The sequence below is a fragment of the Sphingomonas sp. IC081 genome, from assembly GCF_006874585.1.
Lineage (GTDB): Bacteria > Pseudomonadota > Alphaproteobacteria > Sphingomonadales > Sphingomonadaceae > Novosphingobium.
Genome location: NZ_CP029761.1, coordinates 1,855,180 through 1,874,531 on the forward strand (window position 1 = coordinate 1,855,180; position 19,352 = coordinate 1,874,531).

A 19,352-nucleotide genomic window follows, 5' to 3' on the forward strand; every position below is an offset into this window, starting at 1 on the left:
CTATTTAAACGTCATCAGATAATCGATCACGTCCTTGCGCTTGGCAGGATCCGGGATACCGGCGAAGGGCATTTTCGTGCCCGGCACTTTCTTCTGCGGCGAGGTCAGCCAGGCGTCGAGCGTGGTGCGGTCCCAGGTGAGACCCGATGCCTTGAGCGCGGGGCTATAGGCATAGGCGGGAAGGCTCGCTGCCTTGCGCCCCGCTACGCCGCGCAGGTTGGGGCCGTAGGACGTCTTGCCCGCCTCTGTGGCGTGGCAGGCGGCGCATGTGGCGAAGATGGCAGGGCGCGGGGCAGCGTTTTGCGCAGAGCCGGTGGAGGCCAATGCAATGGCCAGAACCGCGACCGGAGCGGCGGCGAGGAAATAGGTCTTCACAAGAAAACAATCCGATGAATGGGGGGTGTGAGGTGGGTTGGCGCCTCTAACGCCCGATGCCGATCCAAACTACCCCGTCATCCCCGCGAAGGCGGGGATCCCGCTTTCTTCTCGACCGTCGCGAAGAAGCAGGGCCCCGTCTCCACGGGGGCGACGACGAGTTTTTGGAGAGGGTGGCGGCGACACTGGCAATCCAGCGCCGCCGTCCACCATCAGAAACCGGACATCAGAACCGGTCGAGGTTCATGACCTTGCCCCAGGCCGCCACGAAGTCGGTCACGAACATCTGCTTTGCATCGTCGGAAGCATAGGCTTCCGAAACTGCGCGCAGTTCCGAGTTCGAACCGAACACGAGGTCGACCGGGCTCGCCGTCCACCTGAGCTTGCCGCTGACGCGGTCGTAGCCCTCGTAGACGCCGGGCGCCTTGTCCGACTTCTGCCACTTGGTCCCCATGTCGAGCAGGTTGACGAAGAAGTCGTTCGACAGCGTGCCCGGATTGGCGGTGAGGACACCCTGCGCGGAATGGCCGGTATTGGCATCGAGCGCACGCATGCCGCCCACCAGCACCGCCATCTGCGGCACCGTCAGTTCCAGCTGGTTGGCCTTGTCCACCAGCATCTCGGCGGGCGAATGGTCGCTGTCCGCGCCGTAGTAGTTGCGGAAGCCGTCGGCGCGCGGGCGCAGGTAGTCGTAGGACTTGGGGTCGGTCTCGGCCTGGGCGGCATCGACACGGCCCGGAGTGAACGGCACGGAGACGGTGTAGCCCGCCTTCGCCGCCGCCTGTTCCACCGCCGCGTTGCCGCCCAGCACGATCAGGTCCGCCAGCGAGACCTGCTTGCCGGCGGGAGCCGAGGCGTTGAAGGCCTTGCGCACGCCGTCCAGCTTCGCCAGCACCTTGGCCAGTTCGGCAGGATCGTTGATCGCCCAGCCCTTGGCCGGATCGAGCCGCAGCCGCGCGCCGTTGACGCCGCCGCGCATGTCGGTGCCCCGGAAGGTGGCCGCCGCCGCCCACGCCGTCTTCACCAGTTCACGCGGCGCGATGCCGGTGGCGAGGATCTTCGTCTTCAGCGCGGCCGCGTCGGCCTGATCGATCGCGGCGTAGGTGGCCTTGGGCAGCGGGTCCTGCCAGACGAAGCTGACCTTGGGCACATCCGCGCCGAGGTAGCGCGCCGAAGGCCCCATGTCGCGGTGGGTCAGCTTGAACCACGCCCGTGCAAAGGCCTGCGCGAAGAGTTCGGGATTCTCGCGCCACCGGGTGGTGATCGCCCGGAAGCCGGGGTCTTCCTTCATCGCGATGTCGGTGGTGAACATGATGGGTGCGTGACGGACGTCGGGACGGTGCGCGTCGGGAACGAGCTGCCCGGCGGCCGGGTCCTTGGGAATCCACTGCGTGGCGCCGGCCGGGCTCTTGGTCTTCACCCAGTCGAAACCGTAGAGGTTGTCGAGATACTGCGTGGTGAAGTGGATCGGGTCCGCCGACCATGCGCCTTCAAGGCCGCTGGTGATCGTGTCCTCGGCATTGCCCTTGCCGCACTTGTTGGCCCAGCCAAGACCCTGCTGCTCGACCGGCGCGGCCGAGGGATCGCCGCCAAGGCACTCTTCCGGCTTGTGGGCGCCATGCGCCTTGCCGAAGGTGTGGCCACCCGCGATCAGCGCAGCGGTTTCCTCGTCGTCCATCGCCATGCGGCCGAAGGCGAGGCGGATGTCGGCAGCGGCTGCCAGCGGGTCGGGATTGCCGTTGGGGCCTTCGGGGTTGACGTAGATGAGGCCCATCTGCGTGGCGGCCAGCGGGCCCTTCAGGCCGGTCTTGGGATCGCGGCGCTCATCGCCCAGCCACTTCTTCTCAGGCCCCCAGAATACCGTGTCCGGCTCCCAGCTGTCGATGCGGCCGCCCGCAAAGCCCAGAGTCTTGAAGCCCATGTCCTCCAGCGCGACGTTGCCCGTCAGCACCATCAGGTCGCCCCACGAGATCTTGCGGCCGTACTTCTGCTTGATCGGCCAGACGAGGCGGCGCGCCTTGTCCAAACTGACGTTGTCCGGCCAGGAGTTGAGCGGATCGAAGCGCTGCTCGCCGCCCGCACCGCCGCCGCGGCCGTCGACCACGCGGTAGGTGCCTGCCGAGTGCCAGGCCATGCGGATGAAGAACGGGCCGTAATGGCCATAGTCCGCCGGCCACCAGGGCTGCGAGGTCGTCAGCACCTTGCGGATGTCCGCCTTCACCGCCGCGAGGTCGAGCGAGGCGAACTCCTTGGCGTAATCGAAGTCCGCACCATAGGGGTTGGACGCGGGATCGTTCTGGCGCAGCGGCGAAAGGTCGAGCCGGTCCGGCCACCAGTCCTTGTTCGTATTGGCGGTCTCGGCCGCGGGCGCCGCCTCGGCATGAGCGGGCGTGGCGGCGAGCGGCAGCAGCACGGCAGCCATCAGCGCGCAAAGCGAAGTCGATGTTCTGGACATTGGGTCCTCCTCCTGTTGGAACGAACGCTTGTTGGAGGTCCCGGATAGCGGGGCAGGGAATTTCTAAAAAACTGATCGATTTAATGATTGTGATCGCCTGTCACGATTACACAACATTTTGCCACATTCGCGCGGACGTCGGAAAACGCAGTTCCCCCCGTCCTTGCGCCAGAACGCCGCCACCCACACGGCAGTTCGCCATGCAAAAGGCCCCCGCATCGCTGCGGAGGCCCTGCCCTTACAGTCAATCCGGCTTGCCGCTTCAGCCCATCGCGACGAGGCGCTGCGCCTCGGCAATGATCTCGGGTGGCTGCACCAGGAAAGCATCTTCCAGCTTCTTGGCAAACGGAACCGAGCAGTAGGGCGCGCCAAGGCGGCCGACCGGAGCCTTCAGCTTGCCGAACAGGGCTTCCTGCACGGTCGCGGCGATTTCCGCGCCCGGGCCGAAATTGCGGCCGGCTTCGTGGACCACCAGCAGGCGACCGGTCTTCCCGGCCGAGGCCAGCACGGTTTCCTTGTCCCACGGCGAAATCGTGCGCAGGTCCACCACTTCGACCGAGACGCCTGCCTTGGTCAGTTCCTCATAGGCCTGCATGACGGTGAACATCATCTGGCCATAGGAAACGATGGTGATATCGCTGCCCGGCGCGACCACGTTGGCCTTGCCCAGCGGGATCGGGCCCTGACCCACCGGCACGTCCATCGGCACGAACAGCGTCTTGCCGCTTTCGACGATGATGACCGGATCCGGATCCTGAATGGCCGAGAGGTAAAGGCCCTTGAAGTCCGCCGGGGTCCAGGGGATCACCACCTTGATGCCGGCAGTGTGACAGAACCATGCCTCGTAGAAGTCGGCGTGCTGGCCGGCGGTCTGGTTGCCCGCGCCGGTCAGGGTGCGGATCACCATCGGCACCTGGCTCTGGCCGCCCGACATGAAGCGCAGCTTGGCCGCGTGGTTCACGATCATGTCCATGGCGACAGTCGTGAAGTTCATCAGCATGATTTCAGCCACGGGCTTGTAACCGCCCATGGCCGCGCCGATAGCCGCACCGATGATCGCCTGCTCCGAGATCGGCGTCGAGCGCACGCGCATCGTGCCGAACTTGGTGGAAAGGCCGCGGGTCACGCCGACCACGCCGCCGCCTTCGTTGTCCGCAATGTCCTCGCCCAGCACGAGGACCTTGGGATCGGCCTCCATCGCCTCCATCAGCGCGGCGTTGATCGCCTGAAGGCCGTTCATCTTCACGGTTTCGACGACCGGAGCGTCAAGGGTATCGGTGCTCATGCCGGAATCTCCTCGGCAAAGACGTCGCGGCGCAGTTCGTCGTCGGACGGATATTCGCAGGCCATCGCGAATTCGATGGCGTCGTTCACTTCGGCCTCGATCTTCGCGGTCAGCGCATCGAGTTCCTCGGCCGTGGCGATGCCATCGTCGATCAGCTTCTGGCGGTAGATCGGCAACGGATCCTTCGCCATCGCCTCGGCCTTTTCTTCCTTGGTCATGTAGCCATCGGCATCGCCGAAGACATGGCCCATGAAGCGGAAGGTCTTGCATTCCAGCAGCGTCGGCCCCTCGCCCGCACGGGCACGCGCGATGGCGGCGTGGGCGTGGGCATAGACGTCGACCGGATCGTTGCCGTCGACCGTGTAGCCCGGCATGCCGTAGCCGATCGCGCGCTTGGAGATCTGGTCCACCGAAGTGCCGTTCTCGTAACGGGTGTGTTCGGCAAAGCCGTTGTTCTGGCACACGAAGATCACCGGCAGCTTCCACACGGAGGCCAGGTTCAGCGCTTCGTGAAAGGCGCCGATGTTGCTGGCGCCATCACCAAAATAGGCCACCGTAACCTGCTTGGTGCCGTCCAGCAGCGCCGCCCAGCCGAAGCCGTTGGCGATCGGCATGGACGAACCGACGATGCCCGTCGTCACCATCACGCCGGTTTCCGGGTGGGTGAGGTGCATCGGCCCGCCCTTGCCCTTGCAAGTGCCGTCGACGCGGCCGCAGATCTCTGCCCAGAGCGGGCGCAGCGGCATGTCCTTGGCGACCATGTCGTGGATGCCGCGATAGATCGTGCAGATCTTGTCGTCGTCGTTCAGCAGCACCGAGATGGCCGAGGGAATGCATTCCTGCCCGCGCGCCGAGTAGTACGGCGCGGTGATGCGGCCGCGACGGATCTGGGTGCGGGTGGCGTCGTCGTTGCGCTCGATCCGGATCATCCGGCGATAGATGTCGAGCTGGGTCTTGGCGTCCGGGGTGGCCCGGTTCTCCAGTATTTCGCTCATAGGTCCTCTCTCGATCAGCCCGGTTGTTCGGGGCTGGCTGAACCCCAGTTCAGTACGCCAAGGGGAACCTCACGCAATACCGGGCCGAACCGCCTCGGCGTTATCCGCTTCCAGCCGCGCCCGGGCGAGCTTGCGAACTTCGCTTGACTTCACCTTTTCGCTTCCGGTGAGGGCAAAATCCTCGTCGCGAAAGAACAGCACGCGCCGCGGCACCTTGAAGCTGGCGATGTGGTCCTTGCAGGCGGCGATCACCGCCGCCTCATCCAGTTCCGCCCCATGCGACGGGACAATGCAGGCGACCACCATTTCGCCCAGAAGATCGTCCGCCACCCCCACCGTCTGGCTGCGTTTCACCCCCGGAATCCGGGCGATCACCTCGTCGACCTCGATCGGCGCGACATTGGCGCCGCCGGTCTTGATCATCTCCGTCATGCGCCCTTCCCAGAAGAAGCGTCCTGCCTCGTCGACCCGCCCGGCATCCCCGGTGCGGAAAAAACCTTCCGCATCGAAGCACTCCTCCGGCGCTTTCCCGAGGTAGCCGGACATCAGCGTCGGCCCCTTGATGCACATCTCCCCGACCGTGCCCACGGGCACGAGACGGCCCGATATCGGCTCTACGATCTTTAGGATGTTCCCCGGCAATGGCGCCCCGAACGAGCCTTCCACCCGGCCTTCAGCATCGTCGGCGACGAAGGAGGTGCAGATCGTCATCGTCTCCGTGCAGCCGAACGACATCGGCACTTCCCACTGGGTGGAGACGGTCGGGTGCTGCCAGATCCTTTCGCCGCGCGGCACGTATTTCACGCTGGACAGATCCGCCCCTGCCCACTTCGGCGAAGCCTCCAGCCGGGCCCACTGGTGCGGTCGGCCGTTGAGGAACGTCACCCGCTCGCGCTCGGCAAGTTCCAGCGCCTCGTCGGCCTCGAACGTGCGCTGGAGCACGACCGTCCCGCCCGTCGACAGCGCGGTGCCGACCACCATCGAGACATTGCCCGACCAGAAAAAGCCGTTGCCGGTCCAGCTGCGCACCGGCTCGTGCATCGCGAAGATCCTTGGCCAGCGCCACCACTGCACCGTGAAGGCCCGCTGCGAATGGACGACGCCCTTGGGCTGGCTGGTCGTGCCCGAAGAAAAGAACACGCCGCCCGCGTCCGCCGGGTGCACCGCGTCGGCCCGCGCCAGCACGAGTTCGTCCGGCACCTCCCCGCCGTGCGCCAGAAACTCGTCCCAGGTCTCCACCGCGCCGCCCGCCTCGACCGCGAACGGTTCGGCCTCTCCCGGCGCCCCCCCGAGGGCAACCAGCCGCCGAAGGTAGGGAAAGCAGAGCGAGGACAAGGCCCCGCGCCGGGCAGACGCGATCCCCGGCTCGAGTTCACGCAGCATCGCGCCGAAGTCCTTCTTCAGCACCCGCGCCTCGTAGAGCAGCAGCGAGATTTGCGAGGCCCGCAACAAGTGTGCCAGTTCCTGCGGCGTCGAGAACGTGCTGAGCGCCACCGGCACCGCCCCGGCCAGCGCCGCCCCGAACAGGCTTGAAAGAAACTCCGGCCGGTTGGTCATCAGGATGCCGATCGGCTCGCCCTTGCCGATGCCGCAGGCAACCAGAGCCCGCGCCACTTCCATCGAGCGGGCCAGCAAATCCTCGTAAGTCCACGCGGTCCGCTGCTCGCCCTTGCGCAGCACCACCGCCTCGCGCGGTCCGTAACGCCCTGCAACCTCGCGCAAGTAGCCGCCGATGGTGTGCGCCCCCTGTCCCGGTTCCTGTGCAAGCGGCGGCCCTTCCACCCACGACAGCCCAGCCTGCTCCATGCGTCACATCCTCCCGATCCGCCCGCCGGGGCGCTTGTCCGCAGGCGTAGCAGCGGCATGGGGCAAGGTGAAAGCGATCAGTCACCGCAAGGTCGCGGCAGTCACTTCGCTGCGCCTGTGGAGGCAATCCGGCGCGGCGATCGGAACACCGAAACGCAAATTCGGCAACCAAATCAACTGCCGTCCGTTCAGCCGAGGTGATGCACGACCGGCCAGAAACGCATTGTTCCCCAATTCCGGCTCGGCTTGGAGCATCTCGGGGCGTTCGACAACATAAGTATACAGGAGCTGAAACGATGTCGCCTTACCTCACCAAACTTGCCCCCCTCGCCGTGGTCCTGGTCGGATCGGTCGGTCTCGGCGGCTGTGCGACCAAGGGCTTCGTCCGCGATCAGATCGCCACCGTGAACCAGCGTATCGACGGGCTGGATTCCCGCCTGCAGCAGACCGACGCCACCGCCAAGCAAGCGCTTGCCGAAGGTCAGGCCGCTTCGGGCCAGGCCCAGCAGAACGCGCAGCGCATCGACCAGCTCAACGGCCGCGTCGACAGCGTGGAACAGCAGCAGGCCGCCGCCCAGCGCAAGCGCGCCCGCAACTGACGATTTCCCGGCGTTCGTCGCCAGGACAAGGGGTCGGCGTCGTCACGGGCGCCGGCCATTTCCCGCGAGTAACTTCCGACGATGACCAGCGTTCCCCTGGCCCTTACCGCGATGGCCCTGGCAAGCGCCGCGCCCGCCAAAGGGCCGCACGTACCGGCGCACGGCGCCCAGCCGAAACCTGCAGCCGAGGCCGCCGCCGCCTCATCCCCCCGTCAACGCTCAGCCGGTGCCGAACGGGTCGCCGCCTGGATCGCCTCCTCGGCCGACAACCGCAACCTGCCCTACATCATCGTCGACAAGCCCGCCGCCCGGGCCTACCTCTTCGACGCCAGGGGCAAGCCGCTGGCCGACGCGCCGGTGCTGCTGGGCAAGATGCGCGGCGACGAAGCCACGCCCGGGATCGGCGCCAAGTCGCTCTCCGAGATCGGCCCCGCCGAAAAGACCACGCCCGCGGGCCGGTTCCTGGCAAGGTTCGGCATCGCCGCCGGCAACCAGAAGGTGCTCTGGGTCGACTACGCGACGTCGGTCGCGCTCCACACGATCCCGGTGGGGAACAAGGAAAACCGCAAGGCCCGCATGCTGTCGCCCTCCATCGAGGACAACCGGATCACCTTCGGCTGCATCAACGTGCCCAAGGCCTTCTACGGCAAGGGCGTGGCGCCGCTGTTCCGGAAGAAGGGCGGCTACGTCTACGTGCTGCCCGACGTCAAACCGCTCGAAGAGGTGTTCCCGCGCCTTCGCGTGCAAGCCGCATCGCAATAGCGGGCGGCGAGCCGGCGCCCTTGGTGCGTTTTCCAATCCGGTGGAAACACCTCATGATTCGGAATCGGCTCTAGGCCGTAAACTTATAAACGACACCATCGAGGCGCCCAAATGGCGAACAGCTCGGGCCGAAGTTGCCGCCGGGCGGGCTGGTTGCCCGTCCAAGGCAGCTTCGGTTCGAGATGGAAGCCATTTGGGCGTCCCTGCGGGATTTGACCAAAATGGCCCAGCGCTGCGTCGGGAAGTCGTGAAATATCGACATATTCCAGCGCCTTCCCTCCTGCCGCTGAGCCATTTTGCCTCAAACCTCGATGGTGCCGTTTATGAGTTTACGGCCTAGCCTCCCGAGCTTGCGGCGGCGGCTGAAGCATCCTCGTGCCCGTCCCACTTCGGATCGGCCTCGATATGCGCGATCAGGCCGCGCGCCTTCTCGCTGAGCGCGCCGCCATGCGGATCGTTCGCGATCAGCGTCAGCGCATCGCGCGCCTCCTCCGATCGCCCCAGTCGCAAAAAGGCATACCCAAGGTCCATGCGCAGCCCCTGGTCGAACGGCGCCAGTTCGACGGCCCGGATCAGGCCCTGCACCGCCAGAGCCGGCGGTTTCATCCCCTGCTCGAGAAAGCTGCGGTAATAGTAGACAAGCGGCAGCGGGTGATCGTTTTCGAGGTGATTGAGCGCCACGAACGGCGCCCTTGCGGCCTTGAAGGCCGCCGGCCTGTCCTGTGCGCCCTGTACGCCCTGTGCGATGCGGAACAGCGCATAGCCTTTCTGGACGTAAGCGTTGACCTGCCTGGGATCGAGGGCGATCGCCGCGTCGGCCGCCGCGATCGCCGCCTTGTCGTCACCGGCATCGTACGCGGCTTCGGCGAGCGCCGACAGCACCGCCGGGTCACCGGGGAACCGCGCCGCGATCGCCTTGGCGTCGGTCAGCAGGGCCGGTGCATCCTCGGTGCCGACCCCGCGCTTCGAGCGGATCTGCACCGGCAGGATGGCGGCTTCACCCGCGCCCAGCGCCCGCACCGTTATCGTCCCGACGTGCAAGGAATCCGCAGGGAACTGCAATGCGGTCATCCGGCCTTTCTTGAGATAGAGATCCATGTCCCGGTCCAGCTTTTGCAGGCCGCCGAAGGCCTCCTCGGCAGCTTCGCGCTGTCCCGCTCCAGCCCGCAACAGGTCGAGGTAGCGAGAGAGCTGTCCCCGGCGGGCGGGATCGAACGAAAGGTAATGGTAAAGCAGCCAGCTCCTGCCGTAAAAGGCATCATAGCCTCCATGCTTTCTCCTCTCGTATTGCTCCGGATCGAGCAGATCGCTGGCGGTGACATCCGGGGCGAAGAACAGTTCTCCGGCGCGATGCTGCGCCGCCCTGCCGAGCCATAACGACCCGTCCTTGTCGAACCGGCTTGTCGCGAAGAATTCGGCAGCCCCTTCGCTCAGCCACCGCGGCATCGCGGTCGAACTGGTGGAGATGAGGAAATGGTGGGCATATTCGTGCAGGAGCGGGATCATCGTGATCGTCGCGTCGCCGGTCGAACTGTGCACCGGCGGGATGATCGCCAGCGAACCACCAGCCCGTGGCACATAGAAACCGCCGACGTAGCGGCTACCTTCGCCGTAGATGGTCCGCACCTCGCGCTCGCTGTTCACGACATAGATCGTGACCCGGTTCGAGGGACTGGGCACCGACAACTGCGATCCCAATGCCCGCGCCATGCCGGAATGGTAGCGTTCCAGCTGTTCGGCAAACTGCGAGATGTCCTTCTCGCTATCGTCCGCATAAATGACGAAGTGTTCGCTGGACGCCTCGAACCATGCCGCCTGTGCGGCACCCGGCCAGAACGAGGCCGCCACGATGGCGACCCAGACTTTCCACTGCATGCTTGCCCCCACACCGCGTGCGCCGACGGACCGCTTCCGCACAGTACACAACTAGGTCGTAAACTCGCGGACACAGACGCGATTGGCAAGTAATTTCCGATTGTTAATAGGAAAATCACGATCTCTGCAAAGTTTGTGCAGGAACCGGCGCCATGCAGCATTCGTCAGGCCGGGACTTTTTCGTCCCGCCGCAAGGTCAGTACTTCCACCCCGGTCTTGGTGACCGCCACGGTATGTTCGAACTGGGCCGAGAGCTTGCCGTCGTCGGTCACCACCGTCCAGCCGTCGTCCTCGGTCGAGACCTTGCGGCTGCCCTGGTTGACCATCGGCTCGATCGTGAAGACCATGCCCTCGCGCAGCTTCAGCCCCTTGCCGCGCCGGCCGAAGTTGAGCACCTGCGGCTCCTCGTGCATCTCGCGGCCGATGCCGTGGCCGCAATATTCCCGCACGACCGAATAGCCGTTGCGCATGGCATGTTGCTCGATGGCGAAACCGACGTCTCCCAGCGTTGCACCGGGGCGGACCTGGCGAATGCCCTGCCACATCGCTTCCTGCGCCACTTTCACCAGCTTCTGTGTCGCGGGCGGCACCGTGCCGACAATGTAGGTCTTGCTGGAATCGGCAATGAAACCGTTCTTTTCCAGCGTGATGTCGAGATTGATGATGTCGCCGCCGCGAATGATCTCGTCATCGCTGGGCACGCCGTGGCAGACCACGTGATTGATCGAGCAGTTGAGCACGTACTTGAACCCGTACTGCCCCTTGCTGGCCGGGCGCGAGGCAAGGTCGACGGTGATGAAGCGCTCGACCATGTCGTTGACCGCCATCGTCGAAAGCCCGGCCAGGTCTTGCCCGTCGAGCATCTCGAACACGCGGGCCAGCAACTGGCCGGAAATGCGCATCAGCGCGAGTTCGTCCGGGGTCTTGACCATGTCAGGCCGCCGCCGCCTCGGCGTCGTAGCCGCCAACCGGCAGATGAACCTGCGCGGCGGCAAGTTCGCGCTGGACGATCTCGGTGAAGGAGAGCGTGGGATTGGCTTCGGCCAGCATGCCGACCTTCATCCAGAATTCGGCCTGTGCGTTGATCGAACGGCACATCACGGCGCTGGCACGGCGGACTTCCTCGTGAAGGTCGTCGGCAATTTTGACGATGCCCATCATCGGGTCTCAAGCATAAAGAACATACGCTTCGTATATGAACCGTATACAGACAGGTCAAGCAGCGGTTGCGGTCACCCGGCAGGCAGGTTCGTGCGCGTAGCGTTTTCCTACCGGGCGCAACCCGTTGTAACTTGCAGGAATGGCCCAGTTCCAAGCTCACCCCGGATTTCGCGCAAGTTTACACCTTCACCGCCAAGGTGACAGTGTGCACCCCAAGGTGACGGTTTTTGTTCTGGACCGTGTCAACAGTGTCAACCGGCCTGTCACCTTGCGGGAGAGATCAGAGCTGATTGCCCAGCCCGGCGGCATGCCTGGCGGCGATCCAGCCGAACGTCATCGACGGCCCCACGCTCGCGCCCGCCCCCGGATAGACACGCCCCATCGGCGAGGCGGTGGACACCCCGCAGGCATAGAGCCCCTCGATCGGCGTGCCATCGGCCCTGAGCACGCGGGAATCGCAGTCACACACCACGCCGCCATAAGTGCCGACATCGCCCGGAACGATCGGAATGGCATAGAACGGCCCCTTCTCGATCGTGCCCATGCAGGCGTTGGGCCCCTCCTTGAAGTAAGGATCGCCGAGCCAGTTGTCATAGGCCCGTTCGCCGCGATGAAAGTCCTCGTCCCGGCCGCCGCGCACGAAGCCGTTCCATCGCTCCACCGTGGCCTTGAGGGCAGCGGACGGTACGCCGATCTGCTGGCCCAGCGCCTCGATCGTGTCGGCCTGCCGCATCCAGCCGGACGCCAGCCAGCTCGCCATGTTCTTCTTCGCCATGCCTTTGCCCGCCACGGCATATTCGTCCATGTATTGCTGGTCCATGATCGCCCAGCTCGGGATCGCGGGAACGGTGCGGTTGCGCACCAGCATGTTCTCGCAGAATTCCTCGTAGGACCCGCCTTCGTTGAGATAACGAACGCCGGTCTGGTCGACCTGGATGGCATGCGGCTTGCCGGTCGTGCTCTGGGTGCCGGGCTTGACGTAGTCACTGTCCCAGCCGGGCGCCTCGCTCATCTGGAAGCCCACCATCTGGTCCATCTGCGCAAGGACCGCCCCCTTGCGCTCCAGTTCGGCATGCATATCCCCGGTGTCGCTCTCGATCCCGTTGGACCATGCCGCGCGGGTTCCCGGCATGTAGCGGTCCCGCATCGGCTGGTTCTGCGAGAAGCCGCCCGCATTGATCAGCACGCCCAGCCGGGCGCCGATGCGCCAGGGCTTGCCGTCCTTGACGGTGACCACGCCGAGCGCCTTGCCTGCTTCCATGAGCACTTCGGAAACCGGCGCCTCCAGACGGATGTCCGCAGCCTCTTTTCCCAGCACCGCCTTGAGCATGCGCCCCTGCAAGGCGGCCCCCGCAGTGACCCAGTGCTTGCCGGTAAGCTTGCCGGCGATGATCTTGAGGCCGATGCGCACGAGCAGCATCCTGATCGCCCAGGAATGCCTGGCGAACGGCAGCTTCATGCCGTCATCCAGCTTCACAGGGACCTCGGCAAACCCCTGACGCAGCCGAGCCGCCCACAGCTTGCCCAGCTCGTTCTTGTCGAACGGCACCGCGGTGACGGTGCGGCTCGTCTTCACCCCGCCGGGAAGTTCATCGTAATAGTCTGGCCAGAACGACGACCCACGCTCCATCGCGACGCCCTGCGCGACGATGAAGTCCAGCATCTTCGGCGCTTCGCGCGCATACGTGCGGCGGCGTTCCGGGCTGGTTCCGGGGCTGTCCTCGCCGTCCGGCACCGCGGCATCGAGATATTCGCAGGCCCGCTCGAAGCTGTCCTCGCCGGGAGCCATGAAGCGATTGTTGGGAATCCACATCACGCCGCCCGACTTGGCGGTGGTGCCTCCGACCCAGGGCGCCTTCTCGAGGATGACGACCGACTTGCCCGCCTGTTTCATCAGCAGTGCCGAGGCCATCGAGCCCGCGCCGCTGCCCACGACCACCCAGTCGAACGTCTCGTCGAATTCGGCCATCTTGTTCTCTCACCCTCGCCCTTCGCTCCAATGGCGCGGGCTTTGGCCGAGGTAGAACGGACTTGCCCGGCCTTGGCAAGCGAAGCAGGCGGCCAAGCCGTTGGCGGCACGAAGGTTTCGCCGGGGCGAAGCCTTTGCCTCACGAGCGATTGCAGGGTGGCCGAATGAACCGCTGCGCTTATGAGCGAAAGAAACGAGGGAGAGATCGCGATGAGCCAGAACGCGCTGCCGGAATTCGGAACCATCCTGCTCGCGCGCGAAGGACGCCTGCTGCGCCTGACGCTGAGCCGCCCGGAGGCGATGAACGCGGTCAACCTCCAGCTTCACGACGAACTGGCCGAAGCCCTGTGGTTTGCCCAGGGCGATCCCGGCTCCGATGTGATCGTCATCACCGGGGCCGGCCGCGCCTTTTCCGCGGGGGGCGACCTCGACCACATCGAAAATTCCGCCCGCAATCCGCACCTGTTCGATCATGAGGCCCGGATTGCCAAGCGGATCGTGCTGACCCTGCTGGATATCGACAAGCCCGTGATCTGCCGCCTCAACGGCCATGCAATCGGCCTCGGTGCAACGCTGGCGCTGCTCTGCGACGTCATCTTCGCGGCGGAAGGGGCCAAGATCGGTGATCCCCATGTCGGCATCGGCCTTGTCGCGGGAGACGGCGGCGCAGTGATCTGGGCCCAGCGCATCGGCCTCACCCGCGCCAAGGAATACCTCCTGACCGGAGAACTGATCACCGCCGGCAAGGCCGCCGAAATCGGCCTCGTCAATCACTGCCTGCCCGCCGCTGAACTGGACTCAGCCGTCGATGCCTTCTGCGCACGACTGCTTGGCGGCGCGATGATGGCGATCCGCGCGACCAAGGTCCTCACCAACCTCGAACTCAAGCGCCTCGCCGCAGCAGTGATGGACGCAGGCATCGCCTACGAAAGCGTCAGCGTGCGCAGCGCCGATCATCTGGAAGCGGTCCTCGCGCTCAAGGAAAAGCGCGCGCCGAAGTTCGTCGGGCGATAGCGCCGAAGGCCCCTCACGCTTCGGCATGAGGGGCCTTCGAGGTCAGGCGGGAACCACGCGCTCGCCCAGTTCGGAAAACAGCGCGGTGTAGCAGGTCGCCATGTCGGAGGCGTCACTCTGGGTCAGTTCGCCGGCTGCCGTCGCCTTGCCGATCGCACCGAGTAGCACCATCGGATCGTCGCACTCGATATCGTAGATGGCGAGGTACGGGTTGGTGTCGTTGCCGATCAGCTTGGCGACCAGTTCGTAGCGCTGCGCGCCGCGCATGCCGAACTTGTTGACCAGTTCCGGCAAGTGCCTCGTATTGTACCACTCGTGATAGTCGCCCTCGCGGCCGGGCAGCGGCGTGGTCAACGCGACAAGTTTGTATCGGGGCATCTGCATCCTCCTCTTATACGGGTTGATGCCGAGCATCACCCTGCCCCGCACCGGCTTGCAAGCGCGGCAACCGGGTAGCGTCAGGCATCGCCCGGGCGACGCCGACACTACTGGAGCAAGCCGGAGCCTACTGCAAAATCACCGAAGGCATCGGCAATCATGGGAAGTCCGGCCAGGCCCTCGCCGCGATACTCGCGAGGATTGGCCCCGAACACGCGCTTGAACATGCGGCTGAAATGCGCAGGGCTCTTGAAGCCGACACCATAGGCGATCTCGCTGATCGAGATATCGCGCGGATCCGAACTGGAGAGCCAGTCGCGCGCCTTGGCGAGCCGCTGCTCCCAGACGAGCTCGGAAAATGAGGTCTCACGCAGCCGCAGCAGGAACGAGAGGTAGCGCGGGGAAATCCTGCAGCCTTTCGCGACCATCGCCGTCGACAGCTGCGGATCCGACAAGTGCACCTCGATGAAGCGCAGCACTTCCTCCAGCCGGCGCTCCGCGATCGACCGTCGTGCCGGGCGCGGCTCCTCCAGCAACCGGACGGCCTGCCCGATCAGGCCGAATGCCGTGTCGACCAGTAACCGTGCCGAACGGTCGCAGAGACGACCATCATCGGCAAAGACATCTCCCAGCAGCTTTTCCGCGATGGCCAGTTCAGGAACTCCGCGTGCCCGCAGGTCGGAAACGACGAGCGCTCCGCTACAATCCTGCGTGACGTGACCGCGCAGCACGTGCGTGGGCACCGTGACGTGCAGCACTTCACTGAACCCGGCCGGGCCTGTCCGGCACTCGATCAGGAACGGCTCCGTCGAGCGGGTGATGACAAAGTCCCCCTCTCCCACGATCTTTGCGCCGCACTGGTTGGAAAACGCGAATTCACCGCGCCGCACGAACCAGAGGATCGAGAGATCGGTCGCATCCTCGCGGATATGCTGGCGCGAACGGCGGAAGAACAGGTTGCTGGAGGACCGCTGCCGGATGATCGACACCGCACCGACCGCGCGTCGTTCCGAACGCACCTCCACCGTCGGCGCATCCTCGACCCAGAAGTCTCCTCGATAATACTCTTGCGCGCGCTCCCCGCGGAACACGTTCTGGCCTTCGTGTACGTTGCGCCTGTCGAGCGCGAACAAGGTTTCCGCCATGACCCTCTCCCCGGGTGCTGAAGGCCTTGCGATTGTCCGTAAGGCCTGTATTGGCGAGGCTGTGGCCGACTGACGACAATCTCGCAGGCTCACCAGCGAGAATACCAGCCGGCGCCTCCCCCACTCTACATATGATGCATCTTGATCTGCACTGGACGCAGATTTCATCCGAAGCTGCAGATGGGCTACGGTTTCACCCCTGCCGCCCCTTCATCGAAAGGCGCCATTCGGGCGGATAATTAAGGTCATGGTTCTTCACGACCGTTCCAATCCCCTGCTGGAAGGTGCCGCCTTTCCCGAGATTGACGTCATCGGTGCCGTCGTCCTTCATTAGCGGCAGCATGCCTTCGAGCCAGCCGGTCAGCAGGCTGCCCATGTATTCGCCGCGGTACTGTTTGTAGGCCTCGATAAAGGTCTTCTGAGCCACCACCACATCGGTCGGCCGGGTGATCGAGCAGGCATGTGCATACTTGGCGGTTTCCGCCTCCAGGCTGTCCCGCGGCACGACCGAATTCACGAAATTGCAGTTGGCCATCTCATCCGCTGTGAAGGGGCGGCCGGTAAACAGCATTTCGGAGAACCGGCGCAGCCCGACCATCTCCAGCCACTGCCACATGCGCGGCCCCCAACCGGCGTAGCGAAACGACGGATGTCCGAACAATGCGTCGTCAGACGAGACGATGATGTCGGCATCGGCGCACTGGTAGAAGTGCCAGCCATAGCAATAGCCCTTGGCCTCGATGATCGCGATCTTCTTGAATTCCTGCAATGGGCGGTTCCCGGAGCGCGCCTTGGCGTAATAGTCGGTCAGACCGTGCAAATAGCGGAAGGATCCTGGAGGCGGATATTTCACGTCGGGATCGTCGATTTCCATGTCGACCAGGAAGCCGTCGCCGGGCTTGGGATTGAGATAGAGATCGCCGTGTTCGTCGAGGTCGCCGCCACTGCCGAGATGGTCGCCCATGCCGCGGATGACCAGTACCTTTACGTCGTCGTCGATATTAGCCTTGAACACGAGTTCAGCGAAACGCGCGCGCATGCCGATGGTCGCGGTATTGTGCTTGTCCAGCCGGTTGAAGGTGATCGTGGCGATCTTTGTAGCCAGGTCCTTTTCGTAGAGGACGTGGCTTTCGGCGACCTGCTTGTGGTCGGCTATTGTCTTCATCGCGCTCTCCCGTGCCCTTGTCGGAGTCTTGACCGCCGGTCCTGCCCCTCGGGCTTGTCAGAGTGCTGCCACAGGCAAGCCAAGGGGGATTGGCATTAGACGCGGCACTGTCGATATTGGGCGCGCAGTACGAGAGGCGACCGATCGCCCGCATCATGGTGAAAGAGGACAACTATGGTTCACGGCAACAGCTTCTTCAGCCTCGACGGCCCGCTCGACGTCGCACCGAGCGGCGGCCAGGTACGTGCTGCCAATTTCGCCGGACTTGCCAGGCTGGCGCGCAGTCAAGGTCGGGACGCCCGCGGCATCGTTGAGCGACACGGGATGGAAGCGCGCGTATTGATCGACCCGGAAAGCCTCGTCGCCCCGCAGCAGGTGGCGGATACGCTGGAATATTGCAGCACCCTGTTCGACGATCTGTTGTTCGGCCTTCACTTCGCCTCGACGCAGGACCCCGAAGTGTTCGGCTGCGTCACCGCACTGTGCCGCTCGGCCCCTACCGTGCGCGCCGGCATCCGCTGCCTGATCGAGTTCCTGCCGGTCGTCCACGCGCCGGACTGCGAGGTCGTGCTGATCGAAGGACGCGAAACCGCAGAACTCACCTGGCTGGTGAACACCGACATCGGGGTCAACGATCAGGCCAATTATCAGGCGGCAATGCTCAACCTCAAACTGCTGCAATCGATCGGCGGCCCTGCCTTCAGGCCAAGCTGGGTGAGCCTGTCCGCCGACCCTCGAAACAGCGACCTGCCGGAAATCGAAAAGCTGCTGGGCTGCAAGGTACGCGGGCAATCCCAGCGCAATTCGGTGGCCTTTCCAGTTTCCGCACTTGAACAACCCGTGCCGAGTGCCAACCGGTTGCTCTACAAGCTGCTGGGTTCCTATCTCCAGCAGGTGAAGTCGGCGCACAGCCCCTCGATCGTCGACAAGGTGGAAAGCTATATTCGCGGCTCGCTCGCCTATGGACGTTGCTCCATCGAACGCTGTGCCGAGAAAACAGGCATATCGGTGCGCACGCTGCAATCGCGGCTTGCCGAGCAGGATGTGCGCTTCTCGGAACTGGTCGAGAAGCAGCGCGAGACGCTGGCCCGCGCACACCTTGCCGACCGGCGGCTATCACTTGACGAAATCGCCGACCGTCTCGGCTATGGAGAGCAGACCAGCTTCGGGCGTGCCTTCAAGCGGTGGACCGGAATGACCCCGCAGCAGTACCGGGCAGGCTGCTGAACCCGCCCGGATCGTCTGGCGTCACTTCCTCTCGATTTCCGCCAGCATGGTCTTTGCCAGCAGCAGGAAATTATCGGTGTCCTGCTGCGCCGAAGGGATGGCCTTCCTGAACGTGGCAAAGCCATGGACCAGCCCCTTGCCCTCGTAATAGGCAGTCGGCACACCGCTTTCGATGAGCTTCGCCGCATAGGCACGCCCCTGGTCGCGCAGCGGATCAAGCCCTGCCGTTACCAGAACGGTCGGCGGCAGCCCCTTGAGGTTGCCCCACAAGGGGGAGGTGCGCAGACTTTTCGGATCGGCCGCGTAGTGCTTCTGGAACAACGCAGTGGCGCTGTCATCCAGCCCATAGCCTTTGCCGAACGCCTGTTGCGACGGATAACGGCCGACAAAATCGGTCGCAGGATAGATGGGGATCTGCAGGATCACCGGCACGGCCGCCGGCATGTCGCGCAGCGCGGCGGCCACGACCAGTGTCAGGTTGCCGCCCGCACTGTCCCCGCCGAGCACCAATCCGGTAGCCTGCCGGCCCAGCGCCTTGGCGTTTGCGGCCACCCAGCGCGCTGCGGCTTCACCATCATCCGGCGCGGCCGGCCAGGGATGCTCCGGCGCCAGACGATATTCGACCGAGACCACCGGAAGGTCGAGCTTTCTGGCGATCTCCGCCGCAAGTGCAGCGTGGGTATCGATGCTGCCCAGCACGTAACCGCCGCCATGGTAGAACACCATTACCGGTCCCGGTCCGCGCTCGGCACGTGCGTCATACAGGCGCAGCGCGATCGGACCGCCAGGGCCCGGCATCGTCAGATCCTTCGCCACAGCGATCTCGCCCACCGGCAAATCGCGTGACGGCATGGCGCCGGGTGGCAATTTGCGGATCTGTGCCAGCACGTCTGCGGTTAGCGGCGGGATCGGATGCGCGGCGTCTGCCTTGAGATAGGCCGCGACGTCCGGCCGAACATAGGGCACCTCGGCAGCATCGCCGCCGCGCGCTGCCGGAGCATCGGCCAGAAGCGGCGGCGCCAACGCCCCCACCGCGAGAACGGCCAGCACGCCTGCCAAAGCGCTGGAACGTCGGGCCCGATAAGAACTCGTCATAGGTAACCTCTCCCCCTTGTTATGGGGAGAGGTTACGTCGTCCCGC

Annotated in this window: 17 protein-coding genes; 4 read left to right on the top strand and 13 right to left on the bottom strand. The window is 64.8% G+C overall.

The window, feature by feature from the left end:
* The 5 genes from DM450_RS09025 to DM450_RS09045 all read right to left on the bottom strand — a co-directional run bounded on the left by DM450_RS09025 (position 1) and on the right by DM450_RS09045 (position 6,916).
* On the bottom strand, positions 1-375 hold the full coding sequence (locus DM450_RS09025; protein ID WP_221889457.1) for a cytochrome c family protein: 375 nt from the start codon (positions 373-375) through the stop codon (positions 1-3).
* Positions 376-601: 226 nt separating this feature from the next.
* Positions 602-2,830, bottom strand: a complete 2,229-nt coding sequence (katG, locus tag DM450_RS09030; RefSeq protein ID WP_142634179.1) for a catalase/peroxidase HPI — start codon at positions 2,828-2,830, stop codon at positions 602-604.
* Between the two features lie 262 nt (positions 2,831-3,092).
* Positions 3,093-4,115 (bottom strand): alpha-ketoacid dehydrogenase subunit beta, encoded by a 1,023-nt coding sequence (locus DM450_RS09035; RefSeq protein WP_142634181.1) that lies wholly within the window; start codon positions 4,113-4,115, stop codon positions 3,093-3,095.
* Positions 4,112-5,110, bottom strand: a complete 999-nt coding sequence (locus DM450_RS09040) for a thiamine pyrophosphate-dependent dehydrogenase E1 component subunit alpha (RefSeq protein ID WP_142634183.1) — start codon at positions 5,108-5,110, stop codon at positions 4,112-4,114. Before DM450_RS09040 ends, DM450_RS09035 begins: the two co-directional genes overlap by 4 nt.
* A gap of 69 nt (positions 5,111-5,179) precedes the next feature.
* Entirely contained in the window at positions 5,180-6,916 is a 1,737-nt protein-coding gene (locus tag DM450_RS09045; protein ID WP_142634185.1) for a class I adenylate-forming enzyme family protein, read from the bottom strand.
* Positions 6,917-7,212: 296 nt separating this feature from the next.
* Here DM450_RS09045 and DM450_RS09050 point away from each other — a divergent pair, with 296 nt between their 5' ends.
* Positions 7,213-7,515, top strand: coding sequence for a hypothetical protein (locus tag DM450_RS09050; RefSeq protein WP_142634187.1), 303 nt, complete (start codon positions 7,213-7,215; stop codon positions 7,513-7,515).
* An 81-nt stretch (positions 7,516-7,596) separates the two neighbouring features.
* On the top strand, positions 7,597-8,277 hold the full coding sequence (locus DM450_RS09055) for a L,D-transpeptidase (RefSeq protein ID WP_142634189.1): 681 nt from the start codon (positions 7,597-7,599) through the stop codon (positions 8,275-8,277).
* A gap of 336 nt (positions 8,278-8,613) precedes the next feature.
* Here the strand turns inward: DM450_RS09055 and DM450_RS09060 are convergent, their stop codons facing one another.
* The 4 genes from DM450_RS09060 to DM450_RS09075 all read right to left on the bottom strand — a co-directional run bounded on the left by DM450_RS09060 (position 8,614) and on the right by DM450_RS09075 (position 13,282).
* Positions 8,614-10,152, bottom strand: a complete 1,539-nt coding sequence (locus DM450_RS09060) for a hypothetical protein (protein ID WP_142634191.1) — start codon at positions 10,150-10,152, stop codon at positions 8,614-8,616.
* A gap of 164 nt (positions 10,153-10,316) precedes the next feature.
* Positions 10,317-11,084, bottom strand: a complete 768-nt coding sequence (gene map, locus DM450_RS09065) for a type I methionyl aminopeptidase (protein WP_142634194.1) — start codon at positions 11,082-11,084, stop codon at positions 10,317-10,319.
* A gap of 1 nt (position 11,085) precedes the next feature.
* Positions 11,086-11,310: a ParD-like family protein gene (locus tag DM450_RS09070; RefSeq protein ID WP_142637680.1), complete on the bottom strand. Its 225-nt coding sequence runs from the start codon at positions 11,308-11,310 to the stop codon at positions 11,086-11,088.
* 283 nt (positions 11,311-11,593) lie between these two features.
* Positions 11,594-13,282 carry an FAD-binding protein gene (locus tag DM450_RS09075; protein WP_142634196.1) on the bottom strand — a complete coding sequence of 563 codons (1,689 nt, stop codon included), beginning with the start codon at positions 13,280-13,282 and terminating at the stop codon, positions 11,594-11,596.
* Positions 13,283-13,462: 180 nt separating this feature from the next.
* Here DM450_RS09075 and DM450_RS09080 point away from each other — a divergent pair, with 180 nt between their 5' ends.
* Positions 13,463-14,296: an enoyl-CoA hydratase/isomerase family protein gene (locus DM450_RS09080; protein WP_370584519.1), complete on the top strand. Its 834-nt coding sequence runs from the start codon at positions 13,463-13,465 to the stop codon at positions 14,294-14,296.
* Positions 14,297-14,338: 42 nt separating this feature from the next.
* On the opposite strand, the gene DM450_RS09085 is transcribed toward DM450_RS09080, so the two are convergent.
* From DM450_RS09085 to DM450_RS09095, 3 genes are all read right to left on the bottom strand, one after another.
* Positions 14,339-14,674, bottom strand: a complete 336-nt coding sequence (locus DM450_RS09085; protein ID WP_142634198.1) for a hypothetical protein — start codon at positions 14,672-14,674, stop codon at positions 14,339-14,341.
* 107 nt (positions 14,675-14,781) lie between these two features.
* Positions 14,782-15,819: a helix-turn-helix domain-containing protein gene (locus tag DM450_RS09090; RefSeq protein WP_142634200.1), complete on the bottom strand. Its 1,038-nt coding sequence runs from the start codon at positions 15,817-15,819 to the stop codon at positions 14,782-14,784.
* A 193-nt stretch (positions 15,820-16,012) separates the two neighbouring features.
* On the bottom strand, positions 16,013-16,984 hold the full coding sequence (locus DM450_RS09095; RefSeq protein ID WP_142634202.1) for an enoyl-CoA hydratase/isomerase family protein: 972 nt from the start codon (positions 16,982-16,984) through the stop codon (positions 16,013-16,015).
* A 174-nt stretch (positions 16,985-17,158) separates the two neighbouring features.
* Between DM450_RS09095 and DM450_RS09100 the strand changes: the two genes are divergently transcribed.
* Entirely contained in the window at positions 17,159-18,211 is a 1,053-nt protein-coding gene (locus DM450_RS09100) for an AraC family transcriptional regulator (RefSeq protein ID WP_142634204.1), read from the top strand.
* Positions 18,212-18,232: 21 nt separating this feature from the next.
* On the opposite strand, the gene DM450_RS09105 is transcribed toward DM450_RS09100, so the two are convergent.
* Complete coding sequence (locus DM450_RS09105) at positions 18,233-19,306, bottom strand: alpha/beta hydrolase (RefSeq protein WP_142634206.1); 1,074 nt, start codon at positions 19,304-19,306, stop codon at positions 18,233-18,235.
* Positions 19,307-19,352: the final 46 nt, after the last annotated feature.